The organism is Bradyrhizobium altum, assembly GCF_020889705.1.
Lineage (GTDB): Bacteria > Pseudomonadota > Alphaproteobacteria > Rhizobiales > Xanthobacteraceae > Bradyrhizobium > Bradyrhizobium altum.
In genome coordinates this window covers 1-23,195 of sequence record NZ_JACMYP010000143.1, presented here as the reverse complement: position 1 = coordinate 23,195, position 23,195 = coordinate 1, and the positions used below count along the sequence as shown (strand labels likewise).

Genomic DNA, 23,195 nt, shown 5'->3' with positions numbered 1-23,195 from the left:
CCCGCGGGCATCTCATGTGCCGTTCGTGATCGCGCGGCGCGACGATCGCGTGATCGTGCAGATCCATCTCACCGCGAAAAACCCGCTGGTCGAACTCGCCGACGGCGTCAGGCGTTTCCTGCTGATCGTCTCCGGCGACGACGCCTACATCTCGAACGACTGGTACGTCTCGCGCGATAACGTCTCCACTTGGCTCTACGAGGCGGTGCATTTGTCCGGCGTCGCGCATCTGCGCGATCACGGGGAGAACCGCGGCCACGGCGATGCGCTGCTCGCGGTCTCCGAGGCGCGGTTGCCGAAGCAGCCCTGGGACCTCACGCAGATGGAGCCCGGCAAGCGCGATCAGATGCTGGCGGGGATCAGGGTGATCGATATCGTCGTCGACGAGATCGAGGGCCAGTCGAAGCTCAACCAGCACAAGAGCGATGCGGACTATGTCGCGCTCGTCAACCGGCTCGCGCATGCGGAGGACACCTCAAGCCACAGGCTTGCGGAGAAGATGCGCGCGCTGCGGCCGGAGCTTGAATATGAGGCTGGACGATGCGTAGGGCGGGTTAGCGAAGCGTAACCCGCCGCTCAGGTGTTGCGGACCGATGGCGGATTACGCTTCGCTAATTCGCCCTACAAAGTCGATCACGATCGAAACTGCAAACGTGTTGTCAAGATTTTCGCCGTGCTGATTTGTTCGACTCCGATTCGTTCTTTGCGAACAAAATGGAGTCGGATCGAGAACGCTTACGGTGCGGACCGAAGAAAATTCGAGACTACATCGTTGAATCGATCCGCCTGCTCGACATTGAGGATGTGAACGCCGGGCAGCAGAACGAGCTTTGCGTCGGGGATCGCCGCTGCGATTGCCTCGCCGTGATTGGCCCATGTGACGGTGTCGCTGTCGCCGCCGATGACCAGCGTCGGCGCCGTGATCAGCGAGATGACGCGGCGAACGTCGACATCGCGCAGTGCGGCGTAACAGCCGGCGAGGCCGCGTGGCGGAGTGGTGAGCACCATGCCGCGGAATTCTTCGACAATCGCGTTCGGCGCAGCCAGCATCGTCGCGGGAAACCAGTTGCGCTTGCCATCAGCGATCGCGTCCATGTCGCTGGCGGCCAGCACGGCGCGGATCTGGTCGTCGAACGGCAGCTCCGACGCAAGATAGGACGCGGTGTTCGAGAGGATCAGGCGATCGATGCGTTCAGGCGCGAAGATACCGAGCCACTGCCCGATGAACCCGCCGAGCGACAGGCCGAGGAAATGTGCGCGATCGATCCCGAGGGCGTCGAGCAGTTCGACCACGTCGCGGCCGAGCCGATCCATAGAATAGGCGCCCACCGGCGCGTCTGAACCGCCGTGACCGCGGGTGTCGTAGCGGAGCAGGCGAAAGGACCGGCTGAGGGCCGGCACCGAGCGGTCCCACATGTGCAGGTTGGTGGCGATCGAGTTCGATAGCGCGAGCACCGGCCGATTGTCGGGACCTTCGATACGGTACGCAATCCGGCAGCCGTCCCCCGTCGTGAAGTGTCGATCGTCGCTCATTTCGTCAGTCCCTTATGCTGGTGGAAGCCCGCGGCTTCGCGTCGAGCCAGGCTAGGGCTCGCGCCCGGCAGAGGAAATTACTAAGATCGATCAATCTCTGTAGGATTTATGGACAATGGACCGGATCAAGCTCCACGACTTGCGCTGCTTCGACGCGGTCGCGACCAAGGGAAGCTTCCAGGCTGCCGGCGCCGCCCTGAACCGCTCGCACCCGTCGGTGTTCGCGGCGATCGCCCGCCTCGAGCAGCAGCTCGGCCTCACGCTGTTCGATCGCAGCGGATACCGTGTCGGGCTGACGGAGGCTGGGCGGACGTTTCACGAGCGCACGCGGCTGACGCTGCGCGAACTCGATCTGCTGCAGACCTATGCGGACCAGCTTGTCAGCGGGGAAGAGGTTGTCCTGCGTGTCGTCATCGGTGACCTCTGCCCACGGCCGCCCGTCCTACAAATGCTCTCGGGGTTCTTTGCCAAATATCCCAACACGCGGGTGCGCGCAAAGCGCCGCCCATGATGCGCGGGCCGTAACGTGTCGGCACGACGTTATCGAGAGATGTCGGATTGCGCTTGCGCTGATCCGCCGTACGAAATGCATCCGCGGCAAGTTATGCAAACACGTTGTTAAGAATCGCCTTGCGCTGATTTTTCGATTCCGATTCGTTCCTCGCGAACAAACTGGAGTCGGATGGGGAACGTGGCTGTGATGCGATTCGTCGCTTGATCGGTGAAGCGATCGACCGCAGTGCGCTCGAAATGCGCGGAGATATTCCGTGCCGGGAGCAATTATCCCATCTCGGGACAACATCAGCCGCTCGGACACGTCGGGTGCATACGTATTGTTAATGCCTGAGCCGCGCCGATTTTCTCGATTCCGATTCGTTCCTCGCGAACAAACTGGAGTCAGATGCAGAACGGAGCTGTGGCGCGCGATGCGTTTCTCTGCTCCACTCGGTGCGCACAAGAGAGATCGCATTGATGGCCACGAAGACAGGCAAGAAGACAAGCAGGAAGACAGCGAGGAAGACGACGAAGCCCGCGTCGCGCCGGACGGTGCTGGCGATCGACATCGGTGGCACGCATGTGAAGGTCATGACCGACAAGGAGCGCATCAAGCGCGAATTCGAGTCAGGTCCAACTCTGTCCGCCATCGAGATGGTGCGGCAGGTCAAGGCGCTGACCAGTGACTGGTCCTATGACGTGATCTCGATCGGCTATCCCGGACCGGTGGTTCACAACCGTCCTCTGACGGAGCCGCATAATCTTGGCCGCGGCTGGGCCGGCTTCGATTTTCACAGCGCGTTCGGCCGGCCGGTGAAGGCCGTCAACGATGCGCTGATGCAGGCGATCGGAAGCTATCAGGGCGGGCGGATGCTGTTTCTGGGCCTCGGCACCGGGCTTGGCTCGGCGATGATCGTGGAGGGGGTTTACGAGCCGATGGAGCTTGGGCATTTGCCTTACCAGAGGGACGGGACGTTCGAGGATTACGTCGGCGCGGCCGGCCTCGAGCGGCGCGGCAGGAAGAAATGGCGCAAGAGCGTCGACGACGTCATCGCGCGGCTGTCGGCGGCGCTGGAGCCCGACTACATCGTGCTCGGCGGCGGTAACGCCGACAAGGTCGACAACCCGCCGCCCAAGGTAAGGTTCGGCGACAACGCCAACGCATTCGAGGGTGGTTTCCGGATGTGGAAGAAGGCAACGCGCAAGTCGCGCAGCGCGCGTCGGTGAAACTGGAACTGCCACCAAATTGCCGCAACTGCTGAAGCTTCGCGCTGCTCCGTCACCTCTGTTGCCGGAACTGATTGGGGGCGCCGCTCGTTTTATGCGGCATGACATCCCGTTCCATGAGGAGTGACTGATGCGAAGCTATATTATTTCCGCCATTGCGGCGCTGGCGATCGGCGCAGCGACGCCGGCGATGGCCTATGATTCCGGCAGCCAGATCTCGATGGAGGCGGCCCTCGACGTCGCGACCAATCTCGGCATCGTGACGGTGTCCAACACCCAGTTCCTCGGCGACGAGTGGGAAGTCGAGGGCCGCGACCGGCTCGGCCGCTGGATGCAGGTCGATGTCGATGCGCGGACCGGCGAGGTGCGCAATGTGGATCGCAGCTGGTAGCCGTATTCACCGCAGCGTGAGCAGCCCGCGCCGGCGATCGGTCCTGATATCGCCCGCTAAGTGACATCACGCACGCGCGATGCGAGCAACGGTTTTCAGACGGCCGGCCGTGCAGGGCGCACGCCGGCCGTTCGTTATCCAGAGTGTTCGATGCAGTGTTTTGGCGGAATGGCACAAAGGTGGAGTATGCTTGCGGCAGATTCTTAAGGGCCTGCCGCACATGCGACGGTCCCTCGAACAAGGAGACTGGCCGTGGTCAAACCGTTTCCGTCCAGAACCCACATCGGCAATCACCTGCTGCATCCGGAAACCCAGATGCTGAACTACGGCTACGATCCGCAGCTGTCGGAGGGCGCCGTCAAGCCGCCGGTATTTTTGACCTCGACCTTCGTGTTCCGGACCGCCGAGGACGGCAAGGACTTTTTCGACTTCGTCGCGGGCCGACGCGAGCCTCCGGAAGGCATGGGAGCGGGGCTGGTCTATTCGCGCTTCAATCATCCGAACAGCGAGATCGTGGAGGACCGGCTCGCGATCTATGAGCGCACCGAGAGCTGTGCGCTGTTCTCCTCCGGCATGTCGGCGATCTCGACCACGGTGCTGGCTTTCGCGCGGCCCGGCGACGTCATCCTGCATTCGCAGCCGCTCTATGGCGGCACGGAGACGCTGTTCAGCAGGACGCTGGCGGGGTTCTCGATTCAAGCCGTCGGCTTTGCCGACGGCCTCGACGAGACCATCGTCCGCGCTGCTGCCGACGAGGCCATGAAGAAAGGCCGCGTCGCGATGATCTTCATCGAGACGCCGGCCAATCCGACCAACGGCCAGGTCGATATCGCTCTCACCCGGCGCGTCGCCGACGCGATCGGCAAGGCGCAGGGCTTTACCCCGATCATCGCCTGCGACAACACGCTGCTCGGGCCGGTGTTTCAGCGCCCGATCGAGCACGGCGCTGACCTCTCGCTGTACTCGCTGACCAAATATGTCGGCGGCCATTCCGACCTGATCGCGGGCGCGGCGCTCGGCTCGAAGAAGCTGATGAAGGACGTCAAGGCGCTGCGCGGCGCGATCGGCACCCAGCTCGATCCGCATTCCTGCTGGATGATCAGCCGTTCGCTGGAAACGCTCAGCCTGCGCATGGAGAAGGCCGACCGCAACGCGCACATCGTCGCCGACTATTTGCGCGACCATCCCAAGGTGGCGCAGGTGCATTATCTCGGCCATCACGACGCGGCGTCACCGGCGGGGCGCGTGTTCGCAAGCCAAAGCTCTGGCGCCGGCTCGACCTTCTCGTTCGACATCGTCGGCGGGCAGGCGGCGGCGGAGAAATTCCTCAACAGCTTGCAGATCTTCAAGCTCGCGGTGAGCCTGGGCGGCACCGAGTCGCTCGCGAGCCTGCCTGCCACGATGACGCATTCCGGTGTGCCGGCCGACATCAGGAAGAAGATCGGGGTGCTGGATACGACGATCCGGCTCTCGATCGGCATCGAGCATCCGTCCGATCTGGTCGCCGACATCGCGCAGGCGCTGAGCAGGGTGTGAGCAATAACGTGGGCGGGTTGGCCAGCGGGGCCGCCCGCAGGCGGCCGATTACAGCCTCCGAGTGATCCGCCGAACGGCTGGAAGATGGCGGACTACTCCTTCGGCTACTAATCCGCCCTGCGCATGTTGCGCTGGCTAGGCCTTCTTCACGAACTCCGACTTCAGGTTCATGGCGCCGATGCCGTCGATCTTGCAGGCGATGTTGTGTCCGTCGCTGCCCTCGGTGAGGCGGATGTTCCGGACCTTGGTGCCACCCTTGACGACCGATGACGAGCCCTTGACCTTGAGATCCTTGATCACGATGACGCTGTCGCCGTCCGCCAGCGGATTGCCGTGCGCATCACGCACGCCGGCCTCTTGCGAAGCGTCCGCAGCCGCCTCGGCGCTCCATTCGTGGGCGCATTCCGGGCAGACCCAGAGAGCGCCATCCTGATAGGAATGCTCGGAATTGCATTTCGGGCAGTTCATGGCCGCGTCCATCGTCGAGATCCGTTTCCGTCGTGACGGGCGGCACCGTAGGGGCGCGTGCGGGCAAAGCAAGGGAAAACCCGCCGCGAAGGGCGGCGGATGACGCCTTTGGCTCATCGCAGGATTGCGACAATGGTCAGCCGCTGATGCCGCCGGCCTCGGCGATCAATTCGAACGATCGCAGCCGCTTCCGGTGATCGTAGACGTCGGACACGATCATCAATTCGTCGGCGCCGGTCTCCGCGACCAGCGCATCGATGCCGGCACGCACCGTCTCGGGCGAGCCGATGACGGAGCGGGCGAGCATCCGCATCGCCTGCACCTTTTCGGATGGCGACCAGTAGGTCTCGATGTCGTCGATCGGCGGCTGGCTCAGGCCGCGCGCGCCGCGGAAGATGTTGGTGAACGACATCTGCTGCGTGGTGGCAAGCCGCCGCGCCTCCGCGTCAGTGTCGGCGGCGATGATGTTGACGCCGACCATCGTATAGGGGCGCTCGAGTTGCTCCGACGGCTTGAAGCGCGCGCGATAGATCCCGAGCGCCTGGATCAGGAGCTCGGGGGCAAAGTGCGAGGCAAAGGCGTAGGGCAGGCCGAGCTCGCCGGCCAGCATCGCGCCAAAGTTGCTCGATCCCAAAATCCATAGCGGCACGTCGGTGCCGGCGGCAGGCACCGCCTGGATGCGCTGGTTGGGACCGGCTGCGGCGAGGAAGGCCTGCACCTCGAGCACGTCCTGCGGAAAGTTCTCGGCGGATTCGGGCGTGCGGCGCAGCGCGCGCAGGGTGAGCTGATCGGTGCCCGGCGCGCGGCCGAGGCCGAGGTCGATGCGGTCAGGAAACAGCCGCGCCAGCGTGCCGAACTGTTCGGCAATCACGTAAGGCGCGTGGTTCGGCAGCATGATGCCGCCGGCGCCGACCCGGATGGTCTTGGTGCCCGCCGCGATGTGCCCGATCACGACAGACGTCGCGGCGCTCGCGATCCCCGCCATGTTGTGGTGTTCCGCCACCCAGATCCGGCGATAGCCCAGCGCCTCGGCGTGCACGGCGACATCGCGCGCGTTATAGAGCGCGCCGCGTGCGTCGGTGTCCTCGGTGACGCGTACGAGATCGAGAATGGAGAGGGCGGCCACGAGAGCTCCGGAGCGTTAGGGACGGGGAGCCGGTGGTATTTGGCTGTGTCCAGGTGGGCGAAACGGCGGGCTTCGGCCGATTCATGCAGATGCATATGGATACGGTCGCCGTGCGGGTCAATCCGCCTGATGCGACCCGACGAAGCAAAGCCACGCTCCCCAAAATATCGAAAACAACCCCATGCAAAGTAGCAGTGGCCGCGGGGACTCGGAAAAGCGACTTGACGCGTCGGGCAAATCAGCGGTAGTTTTCCATTATTCCGAAATTGTGTGAGTGCCCGCCGCCGTTCGACGGCCGCCACCGGCGAAACGCCGCGTCACGCCCCAGACAATCGCTGCCGTGGCTGCCGTCGCGATCAGATGCTTCAACGTGTGTCCGCTGACGAAGCCGAGCGTGTTTGCGATCTGATGGTCGAGCACCTCAGCGATCTTGGCCAGCACGTACAGCGCCATTGCGGTCGCGAACGCGATGCGATCGGCGCGCGGCGCGCGATAGATCGCCTGCCAGAGCGGGATGAGGACGAGCGGCAGTACCTGCAACAACAGATACGGCCGCAGGTCGCCCGCACCATGTCTGTCGGTCGTGACCCACCATGCGACGCTGGCGACGGCGAAAAGCCCGAGCACGATCGCTTCGATGTTCGTCTTCGATCCCGGCTGGGTGTCGCCGCGAACGCCGACGAGCAAGCCCGCGCCGGCGAGCGCGATCGGCAGCATGTCCCAGGTCAGCCGGCCATTGCCGGGAGCAAGGTGAAAGAAGGCGGACCCGAAGGCGGTCAGGAACAGCCCGATCAGGAACAGGCGATAGCCCGGCCATCCGGCGCGCCGCTGATCGCTGTTGCGGCAAGGGCGCAGCGCCAACCAGCCCCAGATCGCGACCAGAGCGAAGCCTGCGTTCGACAAGACATCGGCTGCGTGGGGGATGCCGAAGAAGGCCGAGTGGTCGGCGAAATTGTTGTAGTTGGCCGGCTGCGCGATCCGTCCGTGCATCGCGAATGCGGCAATGATGCCGATCGTGATGATCGTCGGGGTGTATTTCATCCACGGTTTCACGGGCCGCTCGGACCTGGTCAATCCGTCCATCCGGAAGGTCGTCTGCATCGTCGGCTCCAGTAAAAATGAACATTGTTCAATAATAGATCAAGAAAATGAGCAATGTTCAAGTTCTATTTTTCGAGGGATCGGCTGACGATGCCAATGGGAGGAGGTGCCTGGAGACCTCGACCAAAACCTCAACGGCCTTCGGCGTTGCTGAGACGAGGGCTGCGACGGCGTCAGCCTTGCTTCAGCCAAGCTAAGAGTGCGCAGGGCGTTTCAGCGAAGCGTCACTTGCCGAAAATGTGCTGACGATGGCCGCTTACGCCTGCGGCCGATCCACCCTACCTTCGCTGAGCGCCCACCGCACAGCCCACCGATCCAATCCGGAGCGAACCTATTCCCCAGCTCATCTTCGGCCTGACCAGTCTGCTGATCCTGGCCCGCTTCATCTGGCCGCTCGATTGGCCGCTCCCGGCAAAGATCGTCGCAGCGTTGCTCGTGCTGGTCGCCTTGCAGTTTCACCGTTGGAACAGATGGTCGTCGGGATCGGAATTCTCGCCGGAGTTTCCGCGTCCGGTGGTCGCTCTCTTCAACTGGGCATTCGGTGCGATCGTCCTGCTGGCGCTGCTGCAACTGGCGCTGGATGCTAGCCTGCTGGTCGCAGCGCTGATCCACGGCGGCTTCGTCGGCGCGCCCGACGGCGTCCGCTACGCGCTTGCTGCGCTCGCGGCCGTTGCCGCCGCGATCGGCGTCCATCAGGCGATGCGCATTCCGCCGCTGAAAGATGTCGAAGTCGGCATAAGCGGACTTCCGCGGCAGTTCGACGGCTACACCATCCTGCAACTGACCGATCTTCACATCAGCCGGCTGTTTCCCGCGCCGTGGGCGCGCGAGGTCGTCGCGCGATCGAACAAGCTCGGCGTGGACCTGATCGCGATCACGGGCGATCTGATCGATGGCACCGTCGATGCGCGGCGCAAGGACATCGCGTCGTTGCAGGATCTCGTGGCCGCCGATGGCGTCTACGTGATCTCGGGCAATCACGAATATATCTTCGGCTATGACGCCTGGATGGCGCATTACGAAGCGTTGGGCCTGCGCTCGCTCGAGAACCGGCACATCGTCCTCGAACGTGGCGGCGGCCGGCTCGTGATCGCGGGGTTGACCGATCGCGCGTCGCGCCACCGGGGGCATTCCGTCCGCGACCTTGCCGCGGTTCTCGACGGCGCCCCCAAAGGCGCGCCCGTCGTCCTGCTCGACCACCAGCCGAGCGACGCACGAAACGCAGCTCGGCTCGGCGTCGCCCTGCAACTCTCCGGACACACCCATGGCGGATTGATCCGGGGGATCGACCGCCTGGCCGCGCCCGCCAATGCCGGTTTCGTCTCGGGCCGCTACGACGTCGACGGGATGACGCTCTACGTCAACAACGGCACCGCGCTGTGGCCGGGTTTTGCCTTGCGGCTCGGCCGCCCGTCCGAATTGACGCGGATCACGCTGCGGGTGGCTGATGACGGGATGAAGTTGGCTTGAATCGATTTGGTCGCAGGTTCGATTCACCTCTCCCCAGCGGGGAGAGGTCGATTTGCGCAGCAAATCGGGTGAGGGGCCGCAGCTCCAACGAGAGACCGTAACCCCTCACCCGGCGCTGCGCCAAAGCCGAAGCTTCGCTTCGGCGTTCTCTTCGTGGACGGCCGCCGCAGGCGGCCTATGCCTCTCCCAAGGGAGAGGTGAACCTCCGACGCCGCTCCAACTCAACCTAATCTCATCATGCTATGAGTGATTTGTTCCGCATGCGATGATGCGCGCGCGGCCATCACAAAAATACCGCAGCGATGAACACGCCGCACCGATCGCGCGGCTTAAGACATTGGTCATCTCTTTGCTTGCATTTTCACGACCTCATTCAGAAGGAGGCACCATGTCCGACATCACCATTCCCGGCGGAAAAATTCGTTCCTTCGTCGAGCGGATCGAGAACCTGGACACCGAAATCCAGGAGTTGAGCGAGCAGAAGAAGGAAGTTTTCTCGGAGGCGAAGGGCGAAGGTTTCGACGTGAAGATCCTCAAGGAGATCATCAAGCTGCGCAAGCAGGACCAGGACGAACGCGACGAGCGTGAATCCTTGCTCGATCTCTACATGCGCGCGATGGAGACGGCGCCGGCAGAAGGCAAGACCGCGAAAGCGGCGTGAGGTCTGCGGAGGCGTTGTGTGCTTTCATCGGGAGGCAGCGAGTAGGGCGGGTTAGCGACTTGTCCGCCGGAGCTCATCGAGCGAAGGCGGAAGCGTAACCCGCCGCGACTGTTGCCAGCGAAACGGCGAGTTACGCCGAAGCCTGTCATCGGGCCGCGCTGTGCGCGGACCCGGTGTGCTAACCAATCCGCCCTACGCTTGCTGAGCAGTCCCCGCCAGATAGCCAGTGCATCAATTCTTTGATCTCATTTCGGACGCTTTTGTGCGGCGACGGGTGTCGAAAGACGCAGGCAGGGTGATTTGGACGTGGTGATGCTTTCGCGAAGGCTTGTCATGGTTGCAGCTATGCTCGTGCTCGGCACTTTATCGGTCCGCGCGCAGCAACGCGCCGAGTATGATGCGTGCATAGACAAGGCAGAAGGGGTGTCAACGAAGATGCTCGATTGCGGCAAGACCGAAATCGACAAGTGGGACACGAGGCTCAACACAGCTTATCAAGCCCTTCTCGCCAAGTCGAAGGGCGAGGCGCACGCGCAATTGCTGACGGAGCAGCGGGCCTGGCTGAAGCATCATCTCAGTGAAACCCATCGCCTCGCCGCGGACCCCAACAACGGGTCCGTCGCGTTCCTTGACTCCCAGGCGTTCGAATTGAAGGACATCGCCGACCGCACGCTGCTTCTTGAAAGCCGCGCCCACGCCTCGCGGTAGATGGTACCGTTTTGATCTTCAGCGAGTAGGGCGGGCTAACTTGTCAGCCGCAGCTCATTGAGCGAAGGCGGAAGAGTAACCCGTCGAGACTGTTGCGGGCGAAGCGCGGACTACGCCTTCGGCCAATTGCCCTACGCTTGCTAGCGAAGGAATTTGTCGAGCCTCTTGAGGAGTTCGTCCTTCTCTATGCCGCTGGCCTTTAATCTGACGACCGCATGTTCAAGCGTGCGCAATGCATGCTTCTTCGATGTCTCAGATGGCTCTTGTTGGATTGCACGTGCGATGGCGTCGGGCGAATCGCCGCCCTGTTTGGCGGAATGAAGCAAATGCCGCGCAAGTGCTTCTATCGAAGGCAACGCAAAGGTCCAGTCGATATCCGAAGGCTTACGAAACAAATGATTTGGGTCCAAGTCTACGTAGAGAGTGGTATTCCGAGGGAGAGCACCATAACTGGACAACAGATCTAAGCCGGTAAGAGCTAGCTCGTGGTCCTCAGGCTTCTCGTCTCTGAGTGGAATGCGGGCGCGAACTTCGATGTGCGCGAGTTTGGAGTCGTGGCTTCGGAACCGTTGCCAAAAGCGCCGCCAGTTGGGTGGGTCGCCTAATGCAACTCTTTTCCCTGCAGCTTCAAAGATGAAAAACTTGGCCAGTTCTTCGCTCGCGGTATAATACAAAAAGAAGGCTCTCGCGGTGTGCCCCGCTTCGACTAGCAACGCCGCCTCTTCAAGAAGCTCCTGCGAGTTGGCAAGACAGGCTCCCATAGCCGTTGAAATTTCCGCGATCGATAGGGCCTGATCTTTTGAAAGGGCGTTCATCATGAATGTATCTTAACCGCGGAATCTGCAAATTTTGCCACGCACCCAAGGTTGAGGGTAGGCGTGATCAGTGAAGCGTTCTGAGAGTCAGCTAGCTCCGGTTCGCCTATGATGGGGCATGTCAGCGACGATGATTTGCTGAGTGGCTGCATCCCAGGCGTAGTAGATGCGAAGGCAGCGCGTCGGATCTCTAGTGTTCCCGCCATTTTTGATGTGCCAGTCGGCCGTGTATCGATTGCCCTGCCAATCGAAGTCGAAGGCATCATTTCCACAGTGGGCGTTGCGAACGCCTTCCTCAACAGGCTCGTCTCTGATCGAGCCTTCTCCTCCGTTTATTCGCGCGGACCTGCCCTCGTTGGCTAGCCAAAGCAAGCAGCGCGCGGCTTGCGAGTAATCGTCAAAGGATGGAGACCTGACAGACCGCCTCGCTGCTGGGCTAAGAGCGACTCTACCCGCTAAGTTTACGTCACACCAATTTGCAAATTCCCCCCATGACACAGGCATCGGCAAATTCGCATCAACCGCTTCGCCCCTCGCTTTGATCTGATCCAGCAGTTGTTGAATTCGAAATGCCGAAGCCCGCTGCTGCTCCTCAGCCGTCTGAGCTCTTTGCTCAGCTCGCGCGTGCTCACTGGCAAAGTAATCAAGCGACGCTTGTTCGTCCTCTACTTGCTTCTCAAGGGTTGCAATCCGAAGCTCCGCTGCCTTGAGCTGCTCGATGTCGCTTGCGCCTTCTGTAGCCAAGCGCTGTTGCTTTAGCTTCAGACTGGAGCTTCTGATTGCCGCGAACGCGAGTATTTCATGCCCAATCCGGGCGTGACGGATGCTTTCGCTCGCAGCGACCGTACGCATCCATCGAGCACATTGGGTTGGGCCGTCCTCCGAGAGGAGATAGTCGGCTAGTGCCAACCGATGTTGGTAAGGACTGGCATCCTCCGTAAATCCCGGAAGGTAGGCCCTTGCCGCGCCCCCGAACACCGATCGTTGCTTGCCAAAACGCTCGGTTAAGACCCAAGTGAGTACGGCTGGAACGATTACTACCAGAGCCATCCCAAGAGTCGCGCGGGCGAGGGATTTGGCGTCGATAAGCGGCTGCGTCTCGTTCGCCGCGCCCTCCGGAACGGTAAGCACGAATAGGGGCAGCTTGCGATTTGGATCGACCATCATTTCGCAGAGCTGATCCGCGTCGACATAGTTGTCGATCAGTCGGGGCTCACGGTCGAGGGCGTACGCGCCGCGCGTCAATCCGCATTTGTTTGCTACTTGTTGGACGAACCCTGGAACGTGAGGCTCTATGTCCAGTTCACTCTCAGGGGAGTTCGCCAGCAGCCGCGCGCTGAATCGCGGAGGTTGACCTTCTAATACGCCAACCACTACTTCGGTAGTCCAGACTCTGCCTGGAATCTGCTTGTCTGGGTCTTCGGCTCGAATGGCCCAAATATCTGCACCGTCTCGTTCCAAACGGACCGCGATACTGTTTCGTCCACCCGAAAAATGCTCGAAATCTTGGTGTTGCCACGCTTCCCTTGGAAATCGGCCACCGCTGCGCTTTTCTGTCCATGCGAGTACTTCTCGACGTGCAGCGCTTGCGACGTTCTCCGCGAAGTCATCGCCCACGGTAGCTGCTACCCGAAGTACTTCGTGCTCACGTACTGAGCGTTCTAGTCGTGCGGCTGCGGGACGTAATGCATCCCAAATTGGCGTTGATGCCATTGGTTATCCAGAACGAAAGCGATTGAATGTGAGTCGTAGCTCACTGGTGGTTAGGAATAGGCGTACTCTACCGCAGATTGTCGCGCGTAAGAAAGGGGCCGTTCGTCTGAACGGCCCCCTCCAATAGTCTCAGTGAATAGCTCAGTCGGACCTCACGAGCACCCCGTCGTCGACCCGCAAGTATCGCACTTCATGCAGGTCCCATTCCGCACCAGCGTGAAGTTGCCGCACTCCGAGCACATCTCGCCTTCGTAGCCCTTGGCCTTGGCTTCGGCGCGACGCTCCGCCTTGGACGGGGCGGCGCCTGCGGCGGTGCCGGGCTTGCTCCAGTTCTGAAGCGCCTCGAGCTTCTCGGTCGGCGAGAGGTCGTGGCTGACTTCCTGCTTCAGGGCGACTGCACCTTCGATGGTGTCGGAGGCGCCGCGGGCGGTTGCGCCGTGCGGCGCCAGCGCCGTGACGCGGCTGCCGCCGGCAGGCGCGTTGTCGGCATTGGCGCTCACCGCGGCCGAGCCGCCGCGCATGACGACGAGGTTGTCGGTGCGCGACCGGGTCAGACCCTTCGACAGATACTTCGTCGCCTGGTGCTGGGCGGGGGCCTCATCCGGCTCCTTGCCTTCCTCGACGCCCTTGCCGAGCGCGTCGAAGCCGCTTTCGTTCGGATCGACATGGGCGAGGTCGAAGCGGCTCATGTAGCTCACCGCGAGCTCGCGGAAGACATAGTCGAGGATCGAGGTCGCGTACTTGATCGAGTCGTTGCCCTGCACCGGGCCCGCGGGCTCGAAACGGGTGAAGGTGAAGGCGTCGACATATTCCTCCAGCGGCACGCCGTATTGCAGGCCGAGCGACACCGCGATCGCAAAATTGTTGATGAAGGAGCGCAGCGCCGCGCCTTCCTTGTGCATGTCGATGAAGATCTCGCCGAGCCGCCCGTCGTCATATTCGCCGGTGCGCAGATACACCTTGTGGCCGCCGACAACGGCCTTCTGGGTGTAACCCTTGCGGCGATCGGGCATCTTCTCGCGTTCGCGCATCACCACGATGCGCTCGACCAGTTTCTCGACGATCTTCTCCGAGACCTGGGCGGCGCGCGCCGCCATCGGCTTCTCGTAGAGCGCCTCGACCGCGTCGTCCTCGTCCTCATCGTCGGAGATGAGCTGCGAGTTGAGCGGCTGCGACAGTTTCGAGCCGTCGCGGTACAGCGCGTTGGCCTTCAGCGCGAGCTTCCACGACAACAGGTAGGCGGACTTGCAGTCCTCCACCGTGGCGTCGTTCGGCATGTTGATGGTCTTGGAGATCGCGCCCGAGATGAACGGCTGCGACGCCGCCATCATCCTTATGTGGCTCTCGACCGAGAGGTAGCGCTTGCCGATCTTGCCGCAGGGGTTGGCGCAGTCGAACACCGGGTAGTGCTCGGCCTTCAGGTGCGGGGCGCCTTCGACCGTCATCGCGCCGCAGATGTGCACGTTGGCGGCCTCGATCTCGCGTTTGGTGAAGCCGACCGCCGAGAGCAGGTCGAAGCCCGGCGCGGAGATGGCCTCGGAGCCGATGCCGAGCGTGTCGCGAATGAAATCCTCGCCGAACGTCCACTTGTTGAAGGCGAACTTGATGTCGAACGCGGTCGGCAGCGCCTTTTCCACCTTGGCGATGGCTTCGTCGGTGAAGCCTTTTGCCTTCAGCGTCGTGGCGTTGATCCCCGGCGCATTCGACAGCGAGCCGTGGCCGACGGCGTAGGCCTCGATCTCCGCGATCTCGCTCTCGCGATAGCCGAGCGCGCGCAGCGCCGCCGGCACCGCCTGGTTGATGATCTTGAAGTAGCCGCCGCCGGCGAGCTTCTTGAACTTCACCAGCGCGAAATCAGGCTCGATGCCGGTGGTGTCGCAATCCATCACCAGGCCGATGGTGCCGGTCGGCGCCACGACCGTGGTCTGGGCGTTGCGATAGCCGTTGACCTCGCCGAGCGCCAGCGCGTCGTCCCATGCGAGCCTGGCATGCGCGACGATGTCTCCTTGCGGGCACGAAGCGTGATCGAGCGGCACCGGGTTGACCGAGAGCGCCTCGTAACCGCCCGCGTTGCCGTGGGCGGCGCGGCGGTGGTTGCGGATCACGCGCAGCATGTGCGCGGCGTTCTTCTTGTAGCCCGGGAAGGTGCCGAGCTCGGCCGCCATCTCGGCCGAGGTCTTGTAGGAGATGCCGGTCATGACAGCGGTCAGCGCGCCGCACAGCGAACGGCCTTCCTTGCTGTCATAAGGCAGGCCCATGGTCATCAGCAGGCCGCCGATATTTGCAAAACCGAGGCCGAGGGTGCGGAATTCGTAGGAGAGCTCGGCGATCGCCTTCGACGGGAACTGGGCCATCATGACGGAGATTTCGAGCACGATGGTCCAGAGCCGGCAGAGGTGCTCGTAGGACTCGATGTCGAACCGCTTGGTGGTCGTGCTGTAGAACGTCAGCAGGTTGGCGGAGGCGAGGTTGCACGCCGTGTCGTCCAGGAACATGTATTCCGAGCACGGATTGGAGGCGCGGATGTCGCCTGACGCCTTGCAGGTGTGCCAGTCGTTCATCGTGGTGTTGAAGTGCAGGCCGGGATCGGCGGAGGCCCAGGCGGCGTAACCGATTTTTTCCCAGAGGTCGCGCGCCTTCAGCGTCTTCGTCACCTTCTTGGTGGTGCGTCCCACCAGATTCCAGTCGCCGTCGGTCTCGACCGCGCGCAGGAAATCATCCTTCAGCGACACCGAGTTGTTGGAGTTCTGGCCGGAGACGGTGAGGTAGGCCTCGGAATCCCAGTCGGTGTCGTAGATGTCGAACTGGATGTCCTTGTAGCCTTGCTTGGCGAACTGGATGACGCGCTTGATGTAGTTGTCGGGCACAAGGCTGCGGCGCGCGAGCTTGATCTCGCGGCGGAGCGCCGGGTTCTTCTCGGGATCGAAGCAGTCGTCGCCACTGCCTTCGCAGTTCACGCAGGCCTTCATCACGGCCTTGAGGTGCTTCTGGTTGATCTTGGAGCCGGTGACGAGGGCGGCGACCTTCTGCTCCTCCTTCACCTTCCAGTCGATATAGGTCTCGATATCGGGGTGGTCGGCATCGACCACGACCATCTTGGCCGCACGACGCGTGGTGCCGCCCGACTTGATCGCGCCCGCGGCACGGTCGCCGATCTTGAGGAAGCTCATCAGGCCGGACGAGCGGCCGCCGCCGGAGAGCTTTTCGCCTTCGCCGCGCAGGCTCGAGAAGTTGGAGCCGGTGCCGGAGCCATACTTGAACAGGCGCGCTTCACGCACCCAGAGGTCCATGATGCCGCCCTCGTTGACGAGGTCGTCGCCGACGCCCTGGATGAAGCAGGCGTGCGGCTGCGGATGCTCATAGGCCGACTTCGACTTGGTGAGCTTGCCGGTCTTCCAGTCGACATAGTAGTGGCCCTGGCCGGGGCCATCGACGCCATAGGCCCAATGCAGGCCGGTGTTGAACCACTGCGGCGAGTTCGGCGCGACCATCTGCTTTGCCAGCTGGAAACGCAGCTCGTCGAAGAAGGCCAGCGCATCTTCTTCCGTGGAGAAGTAGCCGCCCTTCCAGCCCCAATAGGTCCAGCAGCCAGCGAGGCGATCGAACACCTGTTTGGCAGAGGTCTCACCGACGATGCGCTCGTTCTCGGGCAGGAGGCTAAGCGCCTCGGTGTCGGGCACCGAACGCCACAGCCAGGACGGCACGGTCTCTTCCTCGACCTTCTTCAGGCGCGCGGCAACGCCGGCTTTACGGAAATACTTCTGCGCCAGCACGTCGGATGCGACCTGCGACCAGAACTCCGGAACCTCGACGTTCTCGGCGCGGAACACGACCGAGCCGTCCGGGTTGCGGATCTCAGATGTGGTCAGGCGGAAATTGATCCCGGCATAGGGAGACTGTCCGCTGGTGGTGTTGCGTCGTTCGATTCGCATGGTCGAGCCCCGTCTCTTCTTCTGCCCGGCCCCACGTTATTCGCAGCTTGCCGGAATGTTATCTGTTCGCGGACTCAGGGAAAACGCGTCAGCACGCCTCCCGTCATCCGCAGCTCAGCCGGTGGATCCGGCCTGTTTTCTCTCATCCGCCAAGTGCCGGTTCGACCCGGCCCAGCGGCGGCATGATCCCCGGGCGGCGCCCGACTGGTCGGGTCCTCCGGGTCATGCATTCAACGCCCCAAACGCTCACGCGACACGTCACGCGTACGCTCACTTGCGGGCCGGTTTCGGCCTCTGTTTCCGGGTCCTTCTCGGCCCGTTCTGTCGTCCCGACCGCAGCCCAAAATCAGGGCAGACAAGCCCTTCACCCGCGGCCCGAAGGCCTGGCGGAGTGGTCATTTTGGAACCCTTGTGGGAGCGACCGGCGGGGACCCAAACACACTCGCGCCGAACAGGTTGAAAGCTAGGCCATGTCCGTTGCGCCCGTCAAGGACTAGTACGAGTTTCTGAATCAAACACTAAATATGGTGGATGGAGGGGGATAACAGGGGGCGGTGCCGCGCCTGTGATCGAGCCAACTATCGGTGAGTCCTCAGGGATTCCCAAGCCAAAAAAATTCAGCTCCCCTGTGGATTGGAGGTTCGCCCCGCTGTTCACAGGCGAAGTTTTTATTCGCCGTGGCGGATTGAATTTTTGGGACTCACGTAAGGCTACGGGCAAACTACGGATCAGGCATGTCAGCGGCGTGATGGTCGGGCGACAAAATCGCGGGCAAGGTGAGGCCGACTCACATCCTCTTCACACCCTTGCCGGGTTCCATGACAGACCAGAAGCCTTCCGCGCGGCAGCGCCTTGCGCCCGCCGGCCTGATGTTCCTCGCCATCACCTCGGTGGGCTGGGGGTTCAACTGGCCGTCCACCAAGTTCCTGCTCAGCGAGCTGCCGCCGCTGACCTTGCGCGGCATCACCGGCGTGATCGGCGCCGTGCTGCTGGCCGCCCTCGCGCTGCTCCGCGCCCAGAGCTTGCATGTCGAGGCCCGGCTGTGGCCGCGCCTCGTGCTGTATGCGGCGCTCAACGTCTCCGGCTGGATGGTGCTGATGGGGCTCGCGCTCTTGTGGCTGCCGGCGAGCGAGGCCGCATTGATCGCCTACACCATGCCGGTCTGGGCCTCGCTGCTGGCCTGGCCGGTGCTCGGCGAGCGGCCGACACTGTTGCGGACCATTGCGCTCGTGATGGCATTTGCAGGCCTTGCCGCGATCATGGGCGGCAACGGGATTTCCGCGAGCAAGGACAAGCTGCCGGGAATCATCATGGCGCTCGGCGGCGCGTTCGGCTTTGCGCTCGGCACGGTGCTGGCGAAGAAATATCCGCTGGTGATGCCGCCGATCCCGGCCGCGGCCTGGCAGATCGGCCTTGGCTGCGTGCCGATCGCAATCATCGGCCTCCTGATCGAGACCACGCATCTCGATCGCGTCACGACGGTCGGCTGGTGGCTGCTGGTCTATTCGACGCTGATCCAGTTCTGCGTCGCCTACGTCGCATGGTTTGCCGCGCTTGCCCGTTTGCCGGCGTCAGTGGCGGCGATCGGCACCATGGCGGTGCCGGTCATCGGCGTGATTGCCTCCGCAGTCGCGCTGCATGAGCCGCTCGGACCGACCCAGATCACAGCGTTGCTGTTCACGCTCGCCGGCGTCGCGCTGGCGACGAGGTAACTTGATCTCGCTCCGCGTAGAATCGCTTTGGAATGCGTTCAACCCCGTCATCCTGAGGTGCGAGCGGAGCGAGCCTCGAAGGATGAATCGGCCACAGTGGGGCCGCGCATCCTTCGAGGCTCGCCGAAGAGGCTCGCACCTCAGGATGACGGGGCCGATGGATCATCCAGGCAGGCACACGTCACATCACTCGCCGAGCGCCTGCTGCAGCATGCTGGCTAGCTGCGCCTTGCGATAGGGTTTTGCCAGCAGCAGCACGCCTTCGTCGAGGCGGCCGTGATGCACGATCGCGTTCTCGGTATAGCCTGAAGTGTAGAGCACCTTCATGCCGGGCCGCCGTTTTGCCACTTCGTCGGCGAGCTGGCGGCCGTTCATGCCGCCGGGCATGATGACGTCGGTGAACAAGAGGTCGAACTTCTCGCCCTTGTCGACCAGCGCCAGCGCGGCGCGGGCGTCGGGTACGGCAATGGTCTTGTAGCCGAGGGCGCCAAGCTGCGTGACCACGTAGTTGCGCACCAGCTGGTCGTCTTCCACGACCAGGATGACTTCGCTGCCGCGCCGCGGCGGCTCCGGCGCAGGGGCCTCCACCTCGACCTGGCCGCGGGCAGGCGGCAGATAAAGCTTGATCGTGGTGCCGTGGCCTTCCTCGCTGTAGATCTTGATGTGGCCGCCGGACTGCTTGACGAAGCCGTAGACCATGCTCATGCCGAGGCCGGAGCCCTTGCCGACCTCCTTGGTGGTGAAGAACGGCTCGAACACCTTGTCCTGCACCGCGTGCGACATGCCGGTGCCGGTGTCGCTGACCGCGAGCAGCACGTACCGGCCCGGCGTGATGTCGGGATTAACAGCCGCATAAGCGTCGTCGAGCACGATGTTGCTGGTCTCGAACAGCAGCTTGCCGCCGTTCGGCATCGCGTCGCGGGCATTGATCGCCATGTTGAGCAGCGAATTGGCAAGCTGCGACGGATCGATATGGACGCTGGCGACATCGGGCGCGAGCACCTGATCGATCTCGATCTGCTCGCCGAGCGTCGGCCGCAGCAGCTTGGCGATATCGACCACGGTGCCGTTGATGTCGACGGTGCGCGGCTCCAGCGGCTGGCGGCGGGCGAAGGCGAGCAGATGCTGGATCAGCTCGCGGCACCGTTCGGCGGCGCGGTCGATCAGCTCGGCGGTTTGCGCAAGCTTCGGCTGGCTGCGCAGGCTGTCGACCAGCGTCTCGGTGGTGCCGGTGATGACCGTCAGCATGTTGTTGAAGTCGTGCGCGACGCCGCCGGTCAGCTTGCCGATGGCGTCGAGCTTCTGCGCCTGTTGCAGCTTGTGCTCGGTTTCGCGCGAGGCGGTGATGTCGTGATAGATCAGTGCCGCGCCGGTGATGGTGTTGCCGCCGTCGCGCAGCGGCCGGCCCGACACCACGAGGTGAATCTCCGGCGCGCCGCGCACCGGCCGGGCGACGAATTCCAGCCCGTCGAATTCCTCGCCGCGCAGCGCCTTGGCCGAGGGCATGTCGTTGGCCAGCATCGGTGTAACGCCGTCGGCCTGGAACACGTTGCTCATGGCGCGCAGCTCGCGGACCGTCATGCCCGGTCTGTAGCGCAGCATCTTCTCGGCGGCCGGGTTCGAGAGCAGCACGGTGCCGCCGCCGTCGATCACCAGCACCGCCTCCGCCATGCTGCGGAACGTGGTTTCCATCACCGAGGTGGAACGGCGGAGCTCTTCGAGCGCGGTGCCGAGATCCTTGGTGCGTTCGGCCACCTTGCCCTCGAGCGACAGATTGGTCGCCTTGGTCGCGCTGAGCGCGCCCTGCAGTTCGCGGCTGGCGCGCCGGGCCGCCAGCGTCAGTGCGACCGCGAGCAGCAGGATCATCACCACGCCGGCAAGGTCGACGGCCAGCAGCAGCCGGCCATTGGTCTTCGACTGTTCGGTGCGAATCCCGAGCAGGCGCCGCTCTGCGGTGACCAGGCGGTCGAGTGCCGCACCGACACTGTCCATCAGCGCGCGGCTCTCGCCCGCGGAGATCAGTGCCGCGGCGCCGGCCGTGTCGCCCGCCGTGCGCAACCTGATCAGTTCGGCACCGAGCGCAACGGCGCGCTCGACCTGTCCCTTGGTGCCCGCGATCAGCTGCGCCTCGTCCGGGGCCGACTTCACCGCAGCCATCAAGTCGTCGAAGGCGGCGGCGAGGGCGGTGCTCTGCTCGCGAAACTCGTCGGCGAAGGAGGCGTCGCCCGTCAGCGCGAACCCGCGCGCCGCGCTCTCGACGCCGCGCGGCAGCGAACGCGCATCCGAAATGCGCTTGAGGATGCCGAGTGCGTGATCGACCGAATCAATCTCGCTGCGCGACTTGACGTCCAGCCCGATCGACGCCGCGCTGATGACGAGGAGGATCGCAAGGCCGCTGCCGAGGATGAGACGCTGGGAAGCCATCGACGATTAGTACGAGCAATTATTTGGAAAGACGAGCAGAAGGAGCGGACTTCGCAAGACATTCGTTAACGGCGGCAATCAGCGCCTGCGGGGTAAACGGCTTGCGCAGGCAGGCTGACGCGCCGAGCTCGATCGTCATCCGCAGGAAATCCGGCGCACGGTCGGCATTGGCGAAGGCATAGCCGGACATCGCGATCACGGGAATATGGGGGGCGCGCTCGTGGAAGACGCGGATCGCCTCGAAACCGCGCATATGCGGCATGAAGACGTCGACCAGCATGACGTCGAACGACGCCTTGTCTAGCGCGCGCATGCCCGCTTCGCCGCCGTCCGCGACGGTGACGTCGAAGCCCTGGCGCTGCAAACACACCTCGATGGCAACGCACACCATCGGGTCGTCATCGACCACGAGAACGCTCGGCACGATGCATCCTCAATCTGCGGCCTCGCGTGCCGTCGACTCGCTTGGCCCGTCTGCCGATTAAGGCGGAACCTGGATGGAAAGTCTGTATCATAGAATGCATATGCTGTTTGCTGACAAGCAGATTTCCAGCTAGCCCTGACACCATCACTGGTATTTGTCCGCCCACATTACGACGGGTCCATGACCGCAGTTCCAGTCGCCGGCCGCGCCCCGCTGTCACCGCTCGGCCTCGCATTCCTGGTCGTCGCGTCGACCGGCTGGGGTCTCAATTTCCCGATCATGAAGTTCCTGCTCACGGAGTGGCCGCCGCTGTCCTCGCGCGGGCTCTGCGGCGTGGTCGGCGCGATCGCACTCGGTCTGGTGGCGGTCGCACGCGGAAAGGCGCTGCGCGTCCCTGACGGCATGTGGTTGCGGCTTGTCCTGGTGTCGACGCTTTCGATCGGCGGCTGGGTCGCGTCGATGGGCCTGGCGCTGATCTGGCTGCGGGCCAGCGAGGCGGCCGTGCTCGGGATCTCGATTCCGGTGTGGGTCGCGGTGGTGGCCTGGCCGGTGCTCGGCGAGCGTGTGTCGCTGCCGCGCGCGCTCGCGCTTGCGGTGGCGCTTGCCGGCATTGCCGCGCTGATCGGCGGTGGCGGTCTCGACGCGAGCCTCGGCAAGTTGCCGGGCCTCCTGTTCGCGCTCGCGGGCGCACTCTGCGTCGGGCTTGGCACGGTGCTGACCAAGTTCTTCAAGCTCGCAATGCCGCCGCTGTCGCTTGCGGCCTGGCAGCTTGCGATCGGCTGCGTGCCGATCGCGATCGCCGGCGTCCTGATCGAGCAGCCGCAGCTTGCGGCGCTGTCGCAGTTCGGCTGGGCGTCGATGCTCTACATGACGCTGATCCAGTTCTGCCTTTGCTATGTCTGCTGGTTCGCGGCGCTGGAGCGGCTGCCGGCGGCGACCGCGTCGATCGGCACGCTGCTGGTGCCCGTCGTCGGCGTGCTGGCGGCCGCGGCCATGCTGCGCGAGCCGCTCAGCACGAGCGACATCGCGGCGCTGGTGGTGACGTTCGCAGCCGTCGCGGTGGCGTTGCGGACATGAAAAAGGGCGGCGTTGCCGCCGCCCTTTAGCTTCTGGGCATGATCTTTTGGGAAAACCGCTTCACACTTTTCCGGATCATGCCTTCAGGCATTACGGGCAGGGGTGCCGCAGGCCGTCAAAGCCGAGATAGGTGCCCGAACCCGGGTCGTAGGACCTGTAGCGCTGCGCGCAGTAGTTCGCGTCGCCGCCCGGGGCGACTTCCACGGCGACAGGCGCACTGTCGTCGTAATAGCCGTAGCTGTCGTCATAGTAGCCGTATCCGGGGCCATAACCGCCGTAATACGCGCCCGAGGCGAGCGCTCCGCCGACGACTGCGCCCGCAACCGCGCCCGGCCAGAAGCCGCCGCCGCCACGGTGATAACCGCCGTGCCAGCCGCCACCG

At 63.4% G+C, this 23,195-nt stretch carries 20 protein-coding genes; 10 read left to right on the top strand and 10 right to left on the bottom strand.

The genetic code is table 11. The features are described from left to right. Positions 1-568, top strand: a 568-nt coding sequence (locus tag H8B02_RS29015; protein ID WP_229169380.1) for an FMN-binding negative transcriptional regulator, incomplete at its 5' end; no start/stop codon positions are given. Between the two features lie 167 nt (positions 569-735). Here H8B02_RS29015 and H8B02_RS29010 read toward each other — a convergent pair. Beyond that, complete coding sequence (locus tag H8B02_RS29010) at positions 736-1,533, bottom strand: alpha/beta fold hydrolase (RefSeq protein ID WP_229169379.1); 798 nt, start codon at positions 1,531-1,533, stop codon at positions 736-738. Between the two features lie 115 nt (positions 1,534-1,648). On the opposite strand from H8B02_RS29010, the gene H8B02_RS29005 reads away from it, so the two are divergent. From H8B02_RS29005 to H8B02_RS28990, 4 genes are all read left to right on the top strand, one after another. Then, entirely contained in the window at positions 1,649-2,044 is a 396-nt protein-coding gene (locus H8B02_RS29005; RefSeq protein WP_312001317.1) for a LysR family transcriptional regulator, read from the top strand. A gap of 461 nt (positions 2,045-2,505) precedes the next feature. Next, positions 2,506-3,255, top strand: a complete 750-nt coding sequence (locus H8B02_RS29000; protein WP_229169378.1) for an ROK family protein — start codon at positions 2,506-2,508, stop codon at positions 3,253-3,255. A 130-nt stretch (positions 3,256-3,385) separates the two neighbouring features. Then, a complete protein-coding gene (locus H8B02_RS28995; RefSeq protein ID WP_229169377.1) occupies positions 3,386-3,646 on the top strand; it encodes a PepSY domain-containing protein in 261 nt (86 codons plus the stop codon). A gap of 252 nt (positions 3,647-3,898) precedes the next feature. Beyond that, on the top strand, positions 3,899-5,182 hold the full coding sequence (locus H8B02_RS28990) for a cystathionine gamma-synthase family protein (RefSeq protein WP_229169376.1): 1,284 nt from the start codon (positions 3,899-3,901) through the stop codon (positions 5,180-5,182). 135 nt (positions 5,183-5,317) lie between these two features. Here the strand turns inward: H8B02_RS28990 and H8B02_RS28985 are convergent, their stop codons facing one another. From H8B02_RS28985 to H8B02_RS28975, 3 genes are all read right to left on the bottom strand, one after another. Further along, the gene (locus H8B02_RS28985; protein WP_229169375.1) at positions 5,318-5,662 is read right to left on the bottom strand and encodes a zinc ribbon domain-containing protein YjdM; all 345 of its coding nucleotides are present in this window, start codon (positions 5,660-5,662) and stop codon (positions 5,318-5,320) included. Positions 5,663-5,786: 124 nt separating this feature from the next. Beyond that, positions 5,787-6,776: an LLM class flavin-dependent oxidoreductase gene (locus H8B02_RS28980; RefSeq protein WP_229169374.1), complete on the bottom strand. Its 990-nt coding sequence runs from the start codon at positions 6,774-6,776 to the stop codon at positions 5,787-5,789. Positions 6,777-7,031: 255 nt separating this feature from the next. After that, positions 7,032-7,877 (bottom strand): hypothetical protein, encoded by an 846-nt coding sequence (locus tag H8B02_RS28975; RefSeq protein WP_229169373.1) that lies wholly within the window; start codon positions 7,875-7,877, stop codon positions 7,032-7,034. A 333-nt stretch (positions 7,878-8,210) separates the two neighbouring features. On the opposite strand from H8B02_RS28975, the gene H8B02_RS28970 reads away from it, so the two are divergent. From H8B02_RS28970 to H8B02_RS28960, 3 genes are all read left to right on the top strand, one after another. Beyond that, entirely contained in the window at positions 8,211-9,347 is a 1,137-nt protein-coding gene (locus H8B02_RS28970; RefSeq protein ID WP_229169382.1) for a metallophosphoesterase, read from the top strand. Positions 9,348-9,735: 388 nt separating this feature from the next. After that, positions 9,736-10,008 carry a DUF2312 domain-containing protein gene (locus H8B02_RS28965; protein ID WP_229169381.1) on the top strand — a complete coding sequence of 91 codons (273 nt, stop codon included), beginning with the start codon at positions 9,736-9,738 and terminating at the stop codon, positions 10,006-10,008. A 333-nt stretch (positions 10,009-10,341) separates the two neighbouring features. Further along, a complete protein-coding gene (locus H8B02_RS28960; RefSeq protein WP_229169372.1) occupies positions 10,342-10,716 on the top strand; it encodes a lysozyme inhibitor LprI family protein in 375 nt (124 codons plus the stop codon). A 140-nt stretch (positions 10,717-10,856) separates the two neighbouring features. On the opposite strand, the gene H8B02_RS28955 is transcribed toward H8B02_RS28960, so the two are convergent. The 3 genes from H8B02_RS28955 to H8B02_RS28945 form a co-directional block, all read right to left on the bottom strand. Then, positions 10,857-11,534 carry an AbiV family abortive infection protein gene (locus H8B02_RS28955; protein ID WP_229169371.1) on the bottom strand — a complete coding sequence of 226 codons (678 nt, stop codon included), beginning with the start codon at positions 11,532-11,534 and terminating at the stop codon, positions 10,857-10,859. Between the two features lie 84 nt (positions 11,535-11,618). Then, complete coding sequence (locus H8B02_RS28950; RefSeq protein ID WP_229169370.1) at positions 11,619-13,148, bottom strand: coiled-coil domain-containing protein; 1,530 nt, start codon at positions 13,146-13,148, stop codon at positions 11,619-11,621. Positions 13,149-13,396: 248 nt separating this feature from the next. Beyond that, complete coding sequence (locus tag H8B02_RS28945) at positions 13,397-17,176, bottom strand: vitamin B12-dependent ribonucleotide reductase (protein ID WP_229169369.1); 3,780 nt, start codon at positions 17,174-17,176, stop codon at positions 13,397-13,399. An 818-nt stretch (positions 17,177-17,994) separates the two neighbouring features. Here H8B02_RS28945 and H8B02_RS28940 point away from each other — a divergent pair. Then, positions 17,995-18,888 (top strand): DMT family transporter, encoded by an 894-nt coding sequence (locus H8B02_RS28940; RefSeq protein WP_229169368.1) that lies wholly within the window; start codon positions 17,995-17,997, stop codon positions 18,886-18,888. Positions 18,889-19,074: 186 nt separating this feature from the next. Here the strand turns inward: H8B02_RS28940 and H8B02_RS28935 are convergent, their stop codons facing one another. Both H8B02_RS28935 and H8B02_RS28930 read right to left on the bottom strand, forming a co-directional pair. Then, on the bottom strand, positions 19,075-21,312 hold the full coding sequence (locus H8B02_RS28935) for a CHASE3 domain-containing protein (RefSeq protein ID WP_229169367.1): 2,238 nt from the start codon (positions 21,310-21,312) through the stop codon (positions 19,075-19,077). Between the two features lie 19 nt (positions 21,313-21,331). Next, positions 21,332-21,736: a response regulator gene (locus H8B02_RS28930; RefSeq protein ID WP_092113679.1), complete on the bottom strand. Its 405-nt coding sequence runs from the start codon at positions 21,734-21,736 to the stop codon at positions 21,332-21,334. Positions 21,737-21,916: 180 nt separating this feature from the next. Here H8B02_RS28930 and H8B02_RS28925 point away from each other — a divergent pair, with 180 nt between their 5' ends. Then, on the top strand, positions 21,917-22,813 hold the full coding sequence (locus H8B02_RS28925) for a DMT family transporter (RefSeq protein WP_229169366.1): 897 nt from the start codon (positions 21,917-21,919) through the stop codon (positions 22,811-22,813). Positions 22,814-22,903: 90 nt separating this feature from the next. On the opposite strand, the gene H8B02_RS28920 is transcribed toward H8B02_RS28925, so the two are convergent. Next, positions 22,904-23,195: BA14K family protein (locus H8B02_RS28920; protein WP_229169365.1), on the bottom strand; the 292-nt coding region annotated here is incomplete at its 5' end.

What these genes read in the sequence shown, in the direction of transcription:
- H8B02_RS28965 (WP_229169381.1), top strand. Translation starts at nt 9,736, where the DNA reads ATGTCCGACATCACCATTCCCGGCGGAAAAATTCGTTCCTTCGTCGAG.
- H8B02_RS28955 (WP_229169371.1), bottom strand. Translation starts at nt 11,534, where the DNA reads ATGATGAACGCCCTTTCAAAAGATCAGGCCCTATCGATCGCGGAAATT.
- H8B02_RS28985 (WP_229169375.1), bottom strand. Translation starts at nt 5,662, where the DNA reads ATGGACGCGGCCATGAACTGCCCGAAATGCAATTCCGAGCATTCCTAT.
- H8B02_RS28925 (WP_229169366.1), top strand. Translation starts at nt 21,917, where the DNA reads ATGACCGCAGTTCCAGTCGCCGGCCGCGCCCCGCTGTCACCGCTCGGC.
- H8B02_RS28940 (WP_229169368.1), top strand. Translation starts at nt 17,995, where the DNA reads ATGACAGACCAGAAGCCTTCCGCGCGGCAGCGCCTTGCGCCCGCCGGC.
- H8B02_RS29010 (WP_229169379.1), bottom strand. Translation starts at nt 1,533, where the DNA reads ATGAGCGACGATCGACACTTCACGACGGGGGACGGCTGCCGGATTGCG.
- H8B02_RS28995 (WP_229169377.1), top strand. Translation starts at nt 3,386, where the DNA reads ATGCGAAGCTATATTATTTCCGCCATTGCGGCGCTGGCGATCGGCGCA.
- H8B02_RS28960 (WP_229169372.1), top strand. Translation starts at nt 10,342, where the DNA reads ATGGTTGCAGCTATGCTCGTGCTCGGCACTTTATCGGTCCGCGCGCAG.
- H8B02_RS28935 (WP_229169367.1), bottom strand. Translation starts at nt 21,312, where the DNA reads ATGGCTTCCCAGCGTCTCATCCTCGGCAGCGGCCTTGCGATCCTCCTC.
- H8B02_RS29005 (WP_312001317.1), top strand. Translation starts at nt 1,649, where the DNA reads ATGGACCGGATCAAGCTCCACGACTTGCGCTGCTTCGACGCGGTCGCG.
- H8B02_RS28945 (WP_229169369.1), bottom strand. Translation starts at nt 17,176, where the DNA reads ATGCGAATCGAACGACGCAACACCACCAGCGGACAGTCTCCCTATGCC.
- H8B02_RS28975 (WP_229169373.1), bottom strand. Translation starts at nt 7,877, where the DNA reads ATGCAGACGACCTTCCGGATGGACGGATTGACCAGGTCCGAGCGGCCC.
- H8B02_RS29000 (WP_229169378.1), top strand. Translation starts at nt 2,506, where the DNA reads ATGGCCACGAAGACAGGCAAGAAGACAAGCAGGAAGACAGCGAGGAAG.